The following is a 15597-nucleotide window of genomic DNA, read 5'->3' on the forward strand; positions in this document are numbered from 1 at the left end:
AAACGCCCGGTTACATTCCGAACCCGGAAGCTAAGCCTTTCAGCGCCGATGGTACTGCAGGGGGGACCCTGTGGGAGAGTAGGACGCCGCCGAACAATCTTTGAAGGACCCTTGGTCCCAGCGTTCAACGCTGGGACCAAGGGTCCTTTTTGTTTTTCCGAAGCGCGTCGGTTGACCGGCTGCGCAAGAATGTCTGTAGTACCCGATGACAGGAGCACCACCGATGTCCACCAACTCTCCCGACGATCGTTCGGAGCGCGAGCCGCGTCGCCGGGACGGCGGTGACCGGGGCGGCTTCAGCAGCGGTCGTGACGACCGGTCAGGCGGCCAGCGGCGGGACAACGACCGCGGCGGAAACCGTCGTGACGACAGCCGTCCCACCAGCAGTGGTGGCGGAAACCGTCGTGACGACAGCCGTCCCACCAGCAGTGGTGGCGGAAACCGTCGTGACGACAGCCGTCCCACCAGCAGTGGCGGCGGCTTCCGTCGCGACGACCGTGACAGGGATCGCGCGCCGCGTCGTGATGACAGCCGTGGTGGTTCGTCGTCCGGTGGTGGCTTCCGTCGTGACGACAGCCGTGGTGGTTCCGGCGCCTCGGGTGGTGGGTTCCGTCGTGATGATCGGGCTCCGCGTCGTGATGATGACCGTGGTGGGCGTCCGAGTGGTGGCTTCGAGCGTCGTGACGACCGCCCGCGCGGGCCGCGTCGCGACGACGACAACCGCAGCGGCGGCTTCCGTCGTGATGACAGCCGTGGTGGTTCGTCGTCCGGTGGTGGCTTCCGTCGTGACGACAGCCGTGGTGGTTCCGGCGCCTCGGGTGGTGGGTTCCGTCGTGATGATCGGGCTCCGCGTCGTGATGATGACCGTGGTGGGCGTCCGAGTGGTGGCTTCGAGCGTCGTGACGACCGCCCGCGTGGCCCGCGTCGCGACGACGACAACCGCAGCGGCGGCTTCCGCCGTGACGACAGCCGCGGTGGTCCGTCGTCCGGTGGTGGGTTCCGTCGTGATGATCGGGCTCCGCGTCGTGATGATGACCGTGGTGGGCGTCCGAGCGGTGGCTTCGAGCGTCGCGACGACCGCCCGCGCGGCCCGCGTCGCGACGACGACAGCCGTGGTGGTTCGTCGTCCGGTGGTGGGTTCCGTCGTGACGACAGCCGTGGTGGTTCGTCGTCCGGTGGTGGGTTCCGTCGTGACGACAGCCGTGGTGGTCCGTCGTCCGGTGGTGGCTTCCGTCGTGACGACAGCCGCGGTGGTTCGTCGTCCGGTGGTGGCTTCCGTCGTGACGACAGCCGCGGTGGTTCGTCGTCCGGTGGTGGGTTCCGTCGTGATGATCGGGCTCCGCGTCGTGATGATGACCGTGGTGGGCGTCCGAGTGGTGGCTTCGAGCGTCGTGACGACCGCCCGCGTGGCCCGCGTCGCGACGACGACAACCGCAGCGGCGGCTTCCGCCGTGACGACAGCCGCGGTGGTCCGTCGTCCGGTGGTAGCTTCCGCCGTGACGACAACCGTGGCGGTGGCGGTGGCTATCGCGGTCAGCGGGACGACCGGGACAAGGGCGGTTACCGTGGGCGCGACGACCGCGGTGGGTACGAGCGGCGCGACGACCGTGACCGTGAGCCCATCAAGCGGCTTCCCATCCCTGACGACGTCACCGGTCACGAGATCGACAAGGACGTCCGTCAGGAGCTGATGAGTCTCCCGAAGACTCTGGCCGAGGACGTGGCCAGGAACCTGGTCATGGTGGCCCGGCTCCTCGACGAGGACCCCGAGCAGGCGTACGCGTACTCCCGCATCGCCCTGCGGCTCGCCTCCCGTGTGGCCGCTGTGCGTGAGGCCGCCGGCTTCGCCGCCTACGCGACCCAGAAGTACGCGGAGGCCCTGGCGGAGTTCCGGGCGTCCCGGCGGATGACCGGTTCCGTGGAGCTGTGGCCCGTCATGGCGGACTGCGAACGCGGACTGGGCCGGCCCGAGCGGGCGATGGCCATGGCGGGCGAGCCCGAGGTGCAGAAGCTGGACAAGGCAGGCCAGGTCGAGATGCGCCTGGTGGCAGCGGGGGCCCGCAGGGACATGGGGCAGATCGATGCCGCCATCGTGACGTTGCAGAGTTCCGAGCTCGCGTCCAGCGCCGTGCACCCGTGGACGCCGCGTCTGCGTTACGCGTACGCAGACGCGCTGCTGGCTGCAGGGCGCGAGGACGAGGCGCGTGAGTGGTTCGGCAAGGCCCTGGAGGCCGACAAGGACGGCTCCACGGACGCGTCGGACCGCCTTGCCGAGCTGGACGGTGTCGAGTTCGTCGACGCCCTCGGTGACGACGAGGAAACCACCGCCGCCACCGCCGACGTCGAGGCGCCGGTCGTCGTCGATGCGGACGACGACATCGACGACGATGACGATGACGACGACGTGGATGACGAGGACGACGGTCCGGTCAAGGCGTAACGCATAGGAGGAGGGCGGCACCCATAGGGGTGCCGCCCTCTTCTGCGTTCGGGGCGGGTCAGCCGAGAGTCAGGCTGCGCAGGACCAGGCCCGTGGCCGGCTTGGGGCCGAAGGAGGTCGACTTGCGGGGCATGGTCACACCCTGCCGGGCCAGGTCGCGGACGACCTCTTCGCGTACCGGATGCATCAGTACGGCCGTGGAGTCGTGGCGCTCGGCCTGTTCGACGGCTGCCTCGGTGTCGTGGATGTAGGCGATGTGCGCAGGGTCGTCGGGGATCTGCCAGACATGGTCGAGCAGCGCCGAGTGCAGGACCGTCGCATCGAGGGTGCGCCAGGCCGCCGGCCGGTCCGCCGGAACGGTTCGGGCCAGCAAGGGCTCGGACGGGCGGTCGACCAGATGGAAGGCTCCGTCGCCCGCGAGCAGGAAGGCATTGCCCTCCGCTGCCGCCTCGGCCAGGGCGTCCAGGGCCTGGGGGAGCGGCCCCTCGACGATGCGGACGCGGAACAGGCCGTCCAGCGCGGCGAGCGCGTCGGCGACAGGCAGTCCGTGCAGCAGCCTGTGTATGGAGCGGACCCGGAGCGGGTAGCGAGCCGTGTCGACCAGGAGGACCAGGCCGAAGTCCCAGGGGCCGGGGCCGGAGTGCTCCTGCTGGAGGCGGAGGTAGGTGGCCCAGCGGTGATGGCCGTCGGCGATGAGAGCCTGATGACCGGCCAGGTCCGTTTCGATCTCCGCCCGGTCCGTGGGATCGGTGACCGCCCACAGCCGGTGGCTGTAGCCGTCCTCGGTGGTCGTGGCGAGCAGCGGCGGACGGTGGATGGTCCGCTCGATGACCGCGGTCGCGCCTGTGGCGTTGCCGTCGCTGCGGTAGGTCAGCAGCAGCGGTTCGAGGTGGGCTCCGGTGGTCCGCATCAGATCGGCCCGGTCCTCGACGACATGGGCCATCACGTCCTCGTGCGGGAGCACGATGCCGTCCGCGGGGCCCGAGAGTGCCAGGGCGCCGACGACGCCGCGTTGCAGGATCTCGCCGTTGCGCTGCTCGTAGACGTACAGCGCCGGTTCGGCATCGGGGGCGAGGACGCCTTCGGCCAGCCAGCGGTTCAGGGTCGCGGCGGCCTGTTCGTGCCGGGCCGCCGCGGTGTCGGCCTGCGGCAGGATCAGCCGAACGATGTTGTGCGGGTCCGCGGATTCCAGGTGGTGCAGCCCGTCGGGCCGTACGACCACGTCGTACGGGGGCGAGGTCACCGCCGCGAGGCTGCCTACCCGCTCGGGGACGTAACGCAGTCCACGGAACGGAATGAGACGCAGTCCCTCGTCCTCGGGGCCTCGTGTGTTCATTTCTGCATCGTATGTGCGGTCCGGCGATGCGCGATGATCGGGGGACAGACAGGCAATGAGGAGCGCAGGATATGAGCCAGGCGAGCAGGACCGGACCGAGCGGGAGCAGCACCGCGCTGAGCGAGGCGTACGACACGGCGCTGCTCGATCTCGACGGGGTGGTGTACGCGGGTGGGCAGGCGATCAACCATGCCGTCGATGCTCTCGGTGCCGCACGGGACGGCGGTATGCATCTGGCGTATGTCACCAACAACGCGCTGCGGACGCCCGCTGCCGTGGCTCAGCATCTGACCGAAATCGGGGTGCCCGCCGAGCCCGCCGACGTGATCACTTCGGCGCAGGCCGTGGCCCGGCTGGTCGCGGATCAGCTGCCGGCCGGGGCACGGGTGCTGGTGATCGGGGGCGAAGGGCTGCGGGTGGCGCTGCGTGAACGCGGGCTGGAGCCCGTGGAGTCCGCGGACGACGACCCGGTCGCGGTGGCGCAGGGATATGGCGGGCCGGACATGGCGTGGGGCAGGTTCGCCGAGGCCTCGTACGCGATCAATCGCGGACTGCCGTGGTTCGCGTCCAACACGGACCTGACGATTCCGAGCGCCCGCGGCATCGCGCCGGGCAACGGAGCGGCCGTGGAGGTCGTACGGATCGCGACCGGAGCCGAGCCGCAGGTGGCCGGGAAGCCGCTGCCGCCGATGCACCGGGAGACGGTGCTGCGGACCGGGGCCGAGCGGCCGCTGGTGATCGGGGACCGCCTCGACACGGATATCGAGGGGGCGTTCAACGGGGGAGTGGACTCGCTGCTGGTGCTGACCGGAGTGACGGATGCTGCCCAGCTGGTGGCCGCGGTGCCCGAACACCGGCCGATGTACGTGGACGCCGACCTGCGCGGGCTGCTGACGGGGCAGCCCGAGGTGACGCGGACGGACAACGCGCACGCCTGCGGCGGCTGGACGGCCTCCGTGCGCGGTGAGGAACTGGTGCTGGAGGGCGACGGGGACGCGCTCGACGGTCTGCGGGCACTGTGCGGGGCCGCGTGGACGCATGCAGGGGACGGCTCGTGCGCACTGGACTCGGGGAAGGCAGTGGCCCGGCTCGGGCTGTAGCGGTGGTGAGGGGCTCCCCGCTGTCGGCGGGCGCGCTCCCGGTCAGCTGAGAACGGCGAGGTCCAGGCGCTGGAGGCGTGCGGGGTCGGCGATCACGTCGTACTCGGCGATCCGGTCGTCCTCGACGGTGAAGGTGAGCGCGAACAGCAGTCGGCCTCTCGGGGCCACGACGACCCCCACTGTGCCGTTGACCAGCGCCAGTTCGGCGAGCTGCGACCTGTGGGCAAGGGCGGCTGTCCCCTCCGCGACGGCTCGCGCACCGCGGGCCTCGGTCGCTCCGCCCGGCGGCACCGCGACGGGGTCGGCCCGTCGCACCACATCGGGAGCCAGTACCGCGAGGATCGCGGTGAGGTCACCGGCCCGCGCGGCGGCGAGAAACGCCGAGACGACCTGGCGGTTCCGGACGAGTTCGTCCGCCGGGGCCACGGGAGTGCCCTGCACCTTGTGGCGCGCGCGGCTGGCGATCTTCTTCGCGGTGACCGGTGTGCGCTCCACGATGGGTGCGATCTGCCGGAACGGCACGGCGAACATGTCGTGCAGCACGAACGTGATCCGTTCGATGGGCTCCAGGGTGTCCAGAACCACGAGCAGTGCACGGCTCACCGAGTCGGCGAGCACGGCCTCGTCTTCCGGGGGACTCCCCTGAGCGGCGGCCGAGACCTGGTCGAGTACCTGTTGATCGGCCAGGTCCTCCCTGCGTGACCTGCGAGAACGCAGCATGTCGAGGCAGATGCGCGTGATCACGGTCCGCAGCCAGCCGGCCAGGTTGTCGACCTCGTCGGCGTCGACCCGGCACAGGCGTAGCCATGTCTCCTGGACGGCATCATCGGCCTCGTCCAGCGAACCGAGCATCCGGTGGGCGACTGCGCGCAGCCGGCCCCGCTGCGCCTCGAAGCGTTCCGCCAGTGTCTCGTGTTCGTCCATCGGTCACCTCTCCCGGTCCTGCTCCGTCACCTCTCTTGTCCCATGACGAACGCAACCCGGCTGAAGTGACAGGAGAAACCGGTGACCTCCTTGCTGCACCTGGATTCCAGTGCCAATCGCTCCGACGCCTCGGTCAGCAGGCGATTGACCACGTTGTTCGCGGACACGTGGCGGGCGGTGCACGGCCCGGCCGGATACCGCTACCGGGATCTGGCCGCCGACCCCGTGCCGCCGCTGGAGACCGCCTACTGCTCGCTCGGCCGGCGAGTCGAACGAAACGGCCTTGTCCCCCCGGCCGGAGTGGACACGCTGATCGGGAGCCCGGCCGAGAGACGGGAGTGGGCGCTGACCCGCCCACTGATCGATGAACTGCTGGAGGCCGACACCGTGCTGGTGGGAGCCCCGCTGTACAACTACTCGGTGTCAGCGGCGCTGAAGACGTGGATCGACCGGGTGGGTTTCCCGGGAGCGTTCACCGACCCGGACACCGGGGACAGCCTGTTGCGGGGGACGAAGGTCGTGGTGATCAGCTCACGAGGTGGTGCCTACGGCCCGGGGACCCCACGGGAGGGCTGGGACTTCCAGACGCCCTACCTCCGGGCGTACTTCGGTGACAAGGGGGTGGAGGAGGAGGACGTGCGTTTCATCAACGTCGAGATGACCATGGCCGGCCTGGTCCCGGAGCTGTCCCGGTTCAGGTCGTTCGGGGCGAGCTCTCTGGCTGCGGCGCGCGCCGAGGTGACCGCGGCCGCGTCCGGCGGGTAGCCGGACCTCGGTGGCGGTGGCGGTGGCGGTGGCGGTGACGGAGGCCAGATCAGAGCCACAGCAGGCTAGGCTAACCTAACCCCGTGTTGGTTGAGAGTCCTCCGAACCCGAGCGCAGGCCCGATAGCCGCGCCGGACAGCGCCGCGCCTCCCAGGCGCCATGCGGTACGTGCCGCAGGGCTCCTGGTGGCGTCGGCCGCCCTGGTGCTGATGTGCCTGGCAAGTATCGCGATCGGCGCCAAGGGCCTGCCGCTCGCCGACGTGTGGCACGGCCTGTTCCACTACGCGGGGAGCGGCGACGACGTCCTCGTACGGAAGGTGCGGATCCCCCGGACCGTGCTCGGGCTGATCGTCGGCGCCGCACTCGGGCTCGCCGGGGCCGTGATGCAGGCGCTGACCCGCAATCCGCTCGCCGAGCCAGGGCTGCTCGGCGTCAACGCGGGTGCGTCGGCGGCGGTCGTCTCCGCCATCAGCTTCTTCGGCGTCACCTCGCTGACCGGATATGTCTGGTTCGCCTTCGCCGGAGCCGCGATCGTCTCGGTCGCCGTGTACCTGCTCGGCGGCAGCCGGTCCGCCAATCCCGTACGGCTCGCGCTCGCCGGAACGGCCGTCACCGCCGCGCTGTACGGGTACGTCAACGCCGTGCAGTTGCTGGACTCGGCGGCGCTGGACCGGCTGCGGTTCTGGACCGTCGGCTCGCTGGCCTCCGCGAACATGGAAACCGTCGGCAAGGTGTGGCCGTTCATCGCACTCGGCGTGCTGCTCACGCTGCTCATCGCCCGCCCGCTCAACGCCCTGGAGATGGGCGACGACACGGCACGGGCCCTCGGCGCCCATCTGACCCGGACCCGGGTCCTCGCGATGCTCGCCGTCACCCTGCTGTGCGGGGCCGCGACGGCCGCGTGCGGGCCGATCGTCTTCATCGGGCTGATGATCCCGCACCTGGTGCGTGCGATCACCGGCCCCGACATGCGGTGGATCCTGCCGTACGCGGCCGTGCTCTCCCCGGTGCTCCTGCTCGGCGCGGACGTGGTCGGCCGGGTCGTCGCCCGTCCGTCCGAACTCCAGGTCGGCATCGTCACCGCGCTGGTCGGCGGACCCGTCTTCATCCATCTCGTACGACGCAAGAGGATGTCCCAGCTGTGAAGGCCACCAAGGAGGAGACCGGAGAGACGGCGGAGCCGAAGGGGCCGGTGGGGACGGCCCGGTCGGTGCGGGCCGTGCGGACGGCCGGCGGGTACTCGTTCCGGATGAACGTCCGGGCGTCCCTCGTCATTCTGCTGCTCGCCGTCGTGGCAGCGACCGCAGCCGTCGTCCTCATCGGCAGCGGGGACTTCGCGATGACGCCGGGCGAGGTCGTCACCACACTCTTCGGACACGGCACCTTCCAGCAGGAGTTCATCGTCACGGACCTGCGCCTGCCGCGGGTGCTGGTCGGACTCCTCGTCGGGGCTGCGCTCGGTGTCGGCGGCGCCGTCTTCCAGACCATCTCGCGCAACCCGCTCGGCAGCCCCGACGTGCTCGGTTTCGGCCAGGGCGCGACCGTGGGTGCGCTGACCGTGATCGTCCTCTTCCAGGGCGGGGCGGCAGCGGTCGCGGGCGGCGCGGTCGTCGGCGGACTGCTGACCGGGGTCGCCGTCTACCTGCTGGCGTGGAAGCGCGGGGTGCACGGATTCCGGCTCGTCCTGGTGGGGATCGGCGCGGCCGCCATGCTCACCGCCGCGACGCAGTACCTGATCACCAAGGCCAACCTGGTCGACGCGACCCGTGCCGTCGTCTGGATGACCGGCTCGCTCGACGGCCGGGACTGGGCGCAGGTCTGGCCACTGCTCGTGGTCTGCGGCGTGCTGCTCCCGCTGGTGTTCGGGCACGGACCGGCCCTGCGGGCGATGGAGATGGGCGACGACGCCGCGTACGCGCTCGGCGTACGGGTCGAACGCACCCGGCTCGTCCTGATGGGCTCCGCCGTGCTGCTCGTCGCCGTCGCCACGGCCGCGGCGGGACCGATCGCCTTCGTCTCGCTGAGCGCCCCGCAGCTGGCCCGCCGGCTCACCCGCTCCACCGGCCCCAACCTGGTGGCCGCGACCTTCATGGGGGCGGCGCTCCTCCTCGTCGCCGACTGGATCTCGATGGAGGCCTTCGGCGACCGGCAGCTGCCCGTCGGAGTGGTCACCGGGGTGCTGGGCGGCTGCTATCTGCTGTGGCTCCTGGTGTCCGAGCGCAAGGCGGGCCGTATATGAAGGCCCGTGCACGGGGCGCGGAGCGGGCGCCCGGCACCGAACCCGCACTCCAATCCCTCACCGAACCGACCCACCCCCGGAGTACGACCATGCAGCGCCTCACCGCGGACTCGGTGACCCTCGGCTACGACCAGCGGGTCATCGCGGAGGATCTCTCGGTCGAGATCCCCGACCACTCGTTCACCGTGATCGTCGGCCCCAACGCCTGCGGGAAGTCCACGCTGCTGCGGGCGCTCTCCCGGATGCTGAAGCCGACCCGCGGCAGGGTGCTGCTGGACGGGGAGGCGATTCACGGCCTGCCCGCGAAGAAGGTCGCCAGGACCTTGGGGCTGCTGCCCCAGTCCTCCATCGCTCCGGAGGGCATCACGGTGGCGGACCTCGTGGCCCGGGGGCGCTACCCGCACCAGGGGCTGCTGCGGCAGTGGTCACCCGAGGACGAACGCATTGTCGAGGAATCGATGGCATCGACCGGTGTCGGTGCACTGGGCGATCGCTATGTCGATGAATTGTCCGGAGGTCAGCGCCAGCGGGTCTGGATCGCGATGGCGCTCGCCCAGCAGACGCCGCTCCTGCTGCTCGACGAGCCGACGACGTACCTCGACATCCAGCACCAGATCGACGTGCTCGACCTGTGCGCCGAACTGCACGAGACGCAGGGGCGCACGCTGGTGGCGGTCCTGCACGACCTGAACCACGCCGCGCGGTACGCCACGCACCTCATCGCCATGCGGGAGGGCGAGATCATCGCGGAGGGCGAGCCCGGGGAGATCGTCACCGCGGAGCTCGTGGAGCGGGTGTTCGGGCTGCGGTGCCAGGTGATCCCCGATCCGGAGACGGGGACGCCGCTCGTGGTGCCTGCCGCGCGGGTGCGGGCGCCGCGGGGTGCGGGGGCGTAGGGGCCCGCCGGGGGTGGGGGTGTGGGGGCCCGCCGGGGGTGGGGCGGTGCGGGTGCGTGGCCGGCCGCGTGACCTTGGGCCACACCTTGTCCTCAAGCGCCGGACGGGCTTGATCTGGCGGGACGGGCTTGATCCGGTGGCTACAGCAGTGACCTGAGCTTCAGGAGGTCGCGGAAGCCGGCCTCGAGTCGGACCCGGCCCGAGCCCCACGCCTTGGCGAAGTTCAGTTCGCCGTCCACCATCGCCACCAGGTCGTCCCCGGTCATCGCGAGCCGGATCTCCGCCTTCTCCGGGGGCGGACCCTGGACCGTGTCCAGGACCTGGATCCGGCCGCCTGCGAGGCGTCCGGTGAACGTCACGTCGAGGTCCTTGATGTGGCAGCTGAGCGAACGGTCGAGCGCCGCCGCACCGCGCACATCGCCGTCGGCCCCCGCGAGGTTGTCGGAAAGTCTGTCGAGTGCGCTGCGGCACTCCGCCATGGTCGCCATCGTGACCGACGGTACCGCAGCCCTTCGCGGTAGCGTTTCCCGCATGAGCGACTCGATGCCGGGGCCGGACCCGGCCGCCGGAACCGCGCCCGGGGAGATGCCGCAGGACGTACCGCAGGAGCCGCCCGCCACGGTCTCGCACGAGCCCGCCGGTCCGGGGCCCCTCGGTGTCGTACGCACGCCCACGGGCAGCGCCGGCGTGGACGCGCACCTGGAGCGTCTGGCCGATGCGGACCACCTCCCGGCGGACGGACACATCGAGGTGTACGAGGATGTACACCGTGGCCTGCGCGACACGCTGACCGCGCTGGACGCCAGGCCCGCACCCGCGCCGGTGCCCGCACCGACGCCCTCGTACAACGACTCGTACAACAACAGGAGCTGAACCGAACGTGGCAGGAGTGGCCCGTCGCCGCCTCGACGCCGAGCTGGTACGCCGAAAGCTTGCCCGCTCACGCGAGCATGCGAGCCAGCTGATCGCCGCAGGACGGGTGACCGTCGGCGGCAACACCGCGACCAAACCGGCCACCCAGGTCGAGACGAGTGCCGCGGTCGTCGTCACCAAGGACGACAGCGACCCCGAGTACGTCTCGCGGGGCGGCCACAAACTGGCGGGCGCCCTCGCCGCCTTCGTCCCGCTCGGGCTGAAGGTGGAGGGACGGCGGGCACTGGACGCCGGGGCGTCGACCGGCGGGTTCACCGACGTGCTGCTGCGGGCCGGAGCGGCCCGCGTCCTCGCCGTGGACGTCGGCTACGGCCAGCTCGCCTGGTCGCTCCAGTCCGATGAACGCGTCATCGTCAAGGACCGTACCAATGTGCGGGAACTGACCCTGGAGGCGATCGACGGCGAGGCGGTGGACCTGGTGGTGGGCGATCTGTCGTTCATCCCGCTCGGTCTCGTACTGCCCGCCCTGGCGCGTTGCTCAGCCCCCGACGCGGACCTGGTCCTCATGGTCAAGCCGCAGTTCGAGGTCGGCAAGGAGCGTCTCGGCAGCGGCGGTGTGGTGCGCAGCCCCGAGCTGCGCGCCGAAGCCGTACGGGAGGTGGCCCGCCGGGCCTGGGCGCTGGGCCTGGGGGTCCGGGGTGTGACGGCCAGCCCGTTGCCCGGGCCGTCGGGGAATGTCGAGTACTTTCTGTGGCTGCGGGCCGGAGCACCGGAGCTGGATCCCGCAGATGTCGACCGTGCAGTGGCGGAGGGGCCTCGTTGACGACGAATGCGGCACGAACAGTATTTCTCTTGGCGCACACTGGCCGGCCGGCCGCGATCCGCAGCGCCGAGCTGGTCGTCCAGGGGCTGCTCCGCAGCGGCCTGGGCGTGCGGGTCCTGGCGATGGAGGCGGCTGATCTGCCGCTGCCGCCATCCGTCGAGACCGTGACCGATGCCTCGCCCGAGGCGGTGAACGGCTGTGAGCTCCTGATCGTGCTGGGCGGCGACGGGACGCTGCTGCGGGGCGCCGAACTCTCGCGCGCCTCCGGGGTCCCGATGCTCGGCGTCAACCTCGGCCGGGTCGGCTTCCTGGCCGAGGCCGAGCGCGACGACCTCGACAAGGTCGTCGACCGGGTCGTCACCCGGGCGTACACCGTCGAGGAACGCATGACGATCGACGTCCTCGTGCACAGCAACGGCGACATCGTCCACACCGACTGGGCGCTCAACGAGGCGGCCGTGCAGAAGGTGTCACCCGAGCGGATGCTCGAGGTCGTGCTGGAGATCGACGGCCGGCCGGTGACCGGGTTCGGCTGCGACGGCATCGTGTGCGCGACGCCCACCGGCTCGACCGCGTACGCCTTCTCGGCCGGCGGCCCCGTCGTCTGGCCCGAGGTCGAGGCGCTGCTGATGGTCCCGATCAGCGCCCACGCGCTGTTCGCCAAGCCGCTGGTGACCTCGCCGACCTCGGTGCTCGCCGTCGAGGTCCAGCCGCACACCCCGCACGGGGTGCTGTGGTGCGACGGGCGCAGGACCGTGGAGCTGCCCGCAGGCGCGCGGGTCGAGGTGCGGCGCGGCGCCGTACCCGTACGGCTGGCCCGGCTGCACCAGGCCTCGTTCACGGACCGGCTGGTCGCCAAGTTCGCGCTGCCGGTGTCGGGGTGGCGGGGCGCACCGCACTGACCCAGGGGACGCTCCCGCGCCGACGGATCCGACGCCGTGACCGCAGCCCGTGTGCGCGCGGGCCATGAAACCTCGTATGGTCATGTGCGTGTTGGAGGAGATGCGGATACGGTCGCTCGGAGTCATCGACGACGCGGTGGTGGAGCTGTCACCCGGTTTCACCGCGGTGACCGGTGAGACCGGCGCGGGCAAGACCATGGTCGTCACCAGTCTGGGACTGCTGCTCGGCGGGCGCGCCGACCCCGCCCTGGTGCGGATCGGCGCCAAGGCCGCTGTCGTCGAGGGCCGGATCACGGTGGCCGAGGGCGATGCGGTGGCGTTGCGGGCCGAGGAGGCCGGGGCCGAGATCGAGGACGGTGCGCTGCTCATCAGCCGTACTGTTTCCGCGGAAGGGCGTTCCCGGGCCCATCTCGGCGGCAGATCCGTGCCGGTGGGGGTGCTGGCCGAACTCGCCGACGAACTCGTCGCCGTGCACGGCCAGACCGACCAGCAGGGGCTGCTCAAGCCCGCCCGGCAGCGGCAGGCCCTGGACCGGTACGCGGGCGACGGCGTCGCCGTGCCCCATGCCAAGTACGCGGCGGCCTACCGGCGGCTGCGCGAGGTCGCCGGTGAGCTCGACGAGCTGACCACGCGCGCCCGTGAGCGTGCCCAGGAAGCCGATCTGCTGCGTTTCGGGCTGAACGAGATCGCCGCCGTCGAACCGCTGCCCGGCGAGGACACCGAGCTCGCCGCCGAGGCGCAGCGCCTCGGCCACGCCGATGCGCTGGCCTCCGCCGCCGCCCTCGCGCACACCGCGCTGGCCGGCAACCCCGAGGACCAGGAGGCCGTCGACGCGCGAGCCGTCGTCGCGGCCGCCGGGCAGGCCCTGGACGGGGTGCGCGCCCACGACCCGGCGCTCGCCGCTCTCGCCGACCGGGTCGGCGAGATCTCGATCCTGCTCTCCGACGTCGCGGGCGAACTGTCCGGTTACGCCGACCAGCTGGACTCGGATCCGCTGCGGCTCGCCGCGGTCGAGGAGCGCCGTGCCGCGCTCACCGGTCTCACCCGCAAGTACGGCGTGGACATCGCCGCCGTGCTGGCCTGGGCCGAGGACGGGGTGGCCCGGCTGACCGAGCTGGAGGGCGACGACGACCGGATCGGCGAACTGGCCGCGGAACGCGACGCGCTGCGCGCCGAACTCTCCGGTCTCGGCCAGGCGTTGACGGATGCCCGTACGGCGGCCGCCGCGCTATTCGCCGATGCGGTGACCGCGGAACTCGCCTCCCTCGCCATGCCTCACGCCCGCGTCTCCTTCGACATCCGGCAGACCGAGGCGGCGGACGAGGCGTCGGGCATCGGGATCGACGGACGCAACGTGGCGTACGGACCGTCCGGTGCCGACGAGGTCGAACTCCTGCTGGCCCCGCACCCCGGCGCCCAGCCCCGCCCGATCGCCAAGGGCGCGTCGGGCGGCGAACTGTCCCGGGTGATGCTCGCCGTCGAGGTGGTCTTCGCCGGCTCCGACCCCGTACCCACCTACCTCTTCGACGAGGTCGACGCGGGCGTCGGCGGCAAGGCGGCCGTCGAGGTCGGCAGGCGGCTGGCGAAGCTCGCCAAGTCGGCCCAGGTCGTGGTCGTCACCCACCTGCCCCAGGTGGCCGCGTTCGCCGACCGCCAGCTGCTGGTCGAGAAGACCGTGGACGGCTCGGTGACCAGGAGCGGTGTCACGGTCCTGGAGGGCGAGGACCGGGTACGGGAGCTGTCGCGGATGCTCGCGGGCCAGGAGGACTCCGAGACGGCCCGGGCGCACGCGGAGGAGCTGCTGGCCACGGCACGGGCGGACGGCTGAGGGCCCGGTACGCATGAGCGGACGCGGCCGGCGCGCACCCGCCGATGGAGGGGGCGCACGTCGACGGGGCGCGGCGTGGCCCGTCCGTCGCCGCGCGGACGGAGACAGCCACGGCCACGGCCACCGCGTCATCCGGCTAACCGAGGCGCTCGGTAGGCGCTGATCCGGGCGTCCGGGGCCGTCAGGATCCGTCCGGAATTCACCCGTGCGGGTGGCGCGCCACGCCCGGTTTGTCGCGGTGCGCACCGGCGTATCGGTCCGCCCGTGCCGGAACGTGCGTACGGACTGGCATCCTTGGCGGTGTACTTACGGCCGTCGGGTGACGCCGTTACCCCCGACTCGGGAGCCCCGGGAGCCATTCAACGTGTCACAGCTGCGTACGGTCCAAGTGCTGGGCGGCGGCAGTGCGGGCAGCAGCGCCCATGTCGGATCGCTGGCGGCCGGACTGGTCGCGCGAGGCGTGCACGTCACCGTCTGTGCGCCCGCCGCGCTGGAGCGCGCCTACGAATTCTCCGGCACGGGCGCCCGTTTCCTGCCCGTGCCGCGACGCAGTGACCCCGCCGCCGTCGCCGCGCTGCGCGCCGCCTGCGCAGGGGCCGACGTCGTGCACGCACACGGACTGCACGCCGCCGTGCGGGCCGCACTGGCGCTCGGCGGCCGACAGGTCCCGCTGGTCATGACCTGGCACGCCCGGGCCCACGCCGAGGGCGCGCGCCGCCGGCTGCTGCACCTGCTGGAGCGGAGAGCCGCCCGTGCGGCGTCGGTTGTGCTCGGCACGTCGTCGGACCTGGTCGACCGGGCCCGGCGACGCGGTGCGCGTGACGCACGCCTCGCGCCCGTGGCCGTTCCCGCACCACGTGCCCCAGCGCCGGTACCCGAGAGCAAGGTGCGGGCCGAACTCGGCGCGGTGGAACGGCCGTTGATCGTGGCGGTGGGCAGTCTCGTGCCGCATCACGGGTACGACACGCTGCTCGACGCGGCACGGATGTGGCGCCGGCTCGACCCCGTGCCCCTGCTGGTCATCGCGGGTGAAGGGCGTGAGCGGGCGGCGCTGCGGCGCCGGATCAAGGCCGAGGACCTGCCTGTTTCGCTGATCGGCAGCCGTACCGACGTTCCCGAACTCCTGGCCGCAGCCGACCTGGTCGTGCTGCCCAGCCGCTGGGAGGCGCGTTCGGTACTGGCCCAGGAGGCGTTGCGGATCGGCGTGCCGCTGGTCGCGACCGCGGTCGGCGGAGTGCCCGAACTCGTGGGTGACGCGGCGGAACTCGTGCCGTACGCGAACGCGGAGGCGCTCGCCCGGGCCGTCGCCAGGCTGCTCGGCGATCCGGCGGAACGTGAACGACTGGCAGCCGCCGGGCCCAGGCAGGCCGCGAGCTGGCCGACCGAGGACGACACGATCGCCCAAGTGCTCAGCGTGTACGACGAGTTGGTTCAGCCGCTCGCGGTGGCCCGTACCCGCTGAGGCCACCGG

At 71.7% G+C, this 15597-nt stretch carries 15 protein-coding genes and 1 rRNA gene; 13 read left to right on the forward strand and 3 right to left on the reverse strand.

The window, feature by feature from the left end:
- From rrf to ACIOEW_RS34145, 3 genes are all read left to right on the forward strand, one after another.
- Window positions 1-95, forward strand: a 5S ribosomal RNA gene (gene rrf, locus ACIOEW_RS34135); the annotation flags it as partial.
- Between the two features lie 213 nt (window positions 96-308).
- A complete protein-coding gene (locus tag ACIOEW_RS34140; RefSeq protein WP_401968759.1) occupies window positions 309-1691 on the forward strand; it encodes a hypothetical protein in 1383 nt (460 codons plus the stop codon).
- Entirely contained in the window at window positions 1691-2440 is a 750-nt protein-coding gene (locus tag ACIOEW_RS34145; RefSeq protein ID WP_401968761.1) for a tetratricopeptide repeat protein, read from the forward strand. Before ACIOEW_RS34140 ends, ACIOEW_RS34145 begins: the two co-directional genes overlap by 1 nt.
- Window positions 2441-2498: 58 nt before the next feature.
- Here ACIOEW_RS34145 and ACIOEW_RS34150 read toward each other — a convergent pair whose 3' ends face one another.
- Window positions 2499-3776, reverse strand: a complete 1278-nt coding sequence (locus ACIOEW_RS34150) for a DUF1015 domain-containing protein (RefSeq protein ID WP_362556899.1) — start codon at window positions 3774-3776, stop codon at window positions 2499-2501.
- A gap of 71 nt (window positions 3777-3847) precedes the next feature.
- Between ACIOEW_RS34150 and ACIOEW_RS34155 the strand changes: the two genes are divergently transcribed.
- Entirely contained in the window at window positions 3848-4876 is a 1029-nt protein-coding gene (locus ACIOEW_RS34155; RefSeq protein WP_401968763.1) for an HAD-IIA family hydrolase, read from the forward strand.
- Between the two features lie 42 nt (window positions 4877-4918).
- Here the strand turns inward: ACIOEW_RS34155 and ACIOEW_RS34160 are convergent, their stop codons facing one another.
- Window positions 4919-5800, reverse strand: a complete 882-nt coding sequence (locus ACIOEW_RS34160) for a sigma-70 family RNA polymerase sigma factor (protein ID WP_401968766.1) — start codon at window positions 5798-5800, stop codon at window positions 4919-4921.
- Between the two features lie 81 nt (window positions 5801-5881).
- On the opposite strand from ACIOEW_RS34160, the gene ACIOEW_RS34165 reads away from it, so the two are divergent.
- The 4 genes from ACIOEW_RS34165 (at window position 5882) to ACIOEW_RS34180 (ending at window position 9700) form a co-directional block, all read left to right on the forward strand.
- Window positions 5882-6565 carry an FMN-dependent NADH-azoreductase gene (locus ACIOEW_RS34165; protein ID WP_401968769.1) on the forward strand — a complete coding sequence of 228 codons (684 nt, stop codon included), beginning with the start codon at window positions 5882-5884 and terminating at the stop codon, window positions 6563-6565.
- A gap of 185 nt (window positions 6566-6750) precedes the next feature.
- Entirely contained in the window at window positions 6751-7710 is a 960-nt protein-coding gene (locus ACIOEW_RS34170) for a FecCD family ABC transporter permease (protein ID WP_401968985.1), read from the forward strand.
- The gene (locus ACIOEW_RS34175; RefSeq protein WP_401968772.1) at window positions 7707-8804 is read left to right on the forward strand and encodes a FecCD family ABC transporter permease; all 1098 of its coding nucleotides are present in this window, start codon (window positions 7707-7709) and stop codon (window positions 8802-8804) included. The genes ACIOEW_RS34170 and ACIOEW_RS34175 overlap by 4 nt, the downstream gene beginning before the upstream one ends.
- 89 nt (window positions 8805-8893) lie before the next feature.
- Entirely contained in the window at window positions 8894-9700 is an 807-nt protein-coding gene (locus ACIOEW_RS34180; RefSeq protein ID WP_401968986.1) for an ABC transporter ATP-binding protein, read from the forward strand.
- 140 nt (window positions 9701-9840) lie between these two features.
- On the opposite strand, the gene ACIOEW_RS34185 is transcribed toward ACIOEW_RS34180, so the two are convergent.
- Window positions 9841-10188 (reverse strand): SCP2 sterol-binding domain-containing protein, encoded by a 348-nt coding sequence (locus ACIOEW_RS34185; RefSeq protein WP_351001709.1) that lies wholly within the window; start codon window positions 10186-10188, stop codon window positions 9841-9843.
- A gap of 43 nt (window positions 10189-10231) precedes the next feature.
- Here ACIOEW_RS34185 and ACIOEW_RS34190 point away from each other — a divergent pair, with 43 nt between their 5' ends.
- The 5 genes from ACIOEW_RS34190 (at window position 10232) to ACIOEW_RS34210 (ending at window position 15588) form a co-directional block, all read left to right on the forward strand.
- A complete protein-coding gene (locus ACIOEW_RS34190) occupies window positions 10232-10573 on the forward strand; it encodes a hypothetical protein (RefSeq protein WP_401968775.1) in 342 nt (113 codons plus the stop codon).
- A 7-nt stretch (window positions 10574-10580) separates the two neighbouring features.
- Window positions 10581-11396, forward strand: a complete 816-nt coding sequence (locus ACIOEW_RS34195; RefSeq protein ID WP_362556908.1) for a TlyA family RNA methyltransferase — start codon at window positions 10581-10583, stop codon at window positions 11394-11396.
- Window positions 11393-12298: an NAD kinase gene (locus ACIOEW_RS34200; RefSeq protein WP_362556910.1), complete on the forward strand. Its 906-nt coding sequence runs from the start codon at window positions 11393-11395 to the stop codon at window positions 12296-12298. Before ACIOEW_RS34195 ends, ACIOEW_RS34200 begins: the two co-directional genes overlap by 4 nt.
- An 82-nt stretch (window positions 12299-12380) precedes the next feature.
- Window positions 12381-14126: a DNA repair protein RecN gene (recN, locus tag ACIOEW_RS34205; RefSeq protein WP_401968777.1), complete on the forward strand. Its 1746-nt coding sequence runs from the start codon at window positions 12381-12383 to the stop codon at window positions 14124-14126.
- A gap of 364 nt (window positions 14127-14490) precedes the next feature.
- Complete coding sequence (locus ACIOEW_RS34210) at window positions 14491-15588, forward strand: glycosyltransferase family 4 protein (RefSeq protein ID WP_401968780.1); 1098 nt, start codon at window positions 14491-14493, stop codon at window positions 15586-15588.
- Window positions 15589-15597 lie beyond the last annotated feature (9 nt).

The organism is Streptomyces sp. NPDC087901, assembly GCF_044742205.1.
Taxonomy (GTDB): Bacteria; Actinomycetota; Actinomycetes; order Streptomycetales; family Streptomycetaceae; genus Streptomyces.

Coding starts and splice junctions, on each gene's coding strand:
- ACIOEW_RS34155 (WP_401968763.1), top strand. CDS start 3,848: ATGAGCCAGGCGAGCAGGACCGGACCGAGCGGGAGCAGCACCGCGCTG.
- ACIOEW_RS34185 (WP_351001709.1), bottom strand. CDS start 10,188: ATGGCGACCATGGCGGAGTGCCGCAGCGCACTCGACAGACTTTCCGAC.
- ACIOEW_RS34180 (WP_401968986.1), top strand. CDS start 8,894: ATGCAGCGCCTCACCGCGGACTCGGTGACCCTCGGCTACGACCAGCGG.
- recN (WP_401968777.1), top strand. CDS start 12,381: ATGTGCGTGTTGGAGGAGATGCGGATACGGTCGCTCGGAGTCATCGAC.
- ACIOEW_RS34145 (WP_401968761.1), top strand. CDS start 1,691: ATGAGTCTCCCGAAGACTCTGGCCGAGGACGTGGCCAGGAACCTGGTC.
- ACIOEW_RS34150 (WP_362556899.1), bottom strand. CDS start 3,776: ATGAACACACGAGGCCCCGAGGACGAGGGACTGCGTCTCATTCCGTTC.
- ACIOEW_RS34190 (WP_401968775.1), top strand. CDS start 10,232: ATGAGCGACTCGATGCCGGGGCCGGACCCGGCCGCCGGAACCGCGCCC.
- ACIOEW_RS34160 (WP_401968766.1), bottom strand. CDS start 5,800: ATGGACGAACACGAGACACTGGCGGAACGCTTCGAGGCGCAGCGGGGC.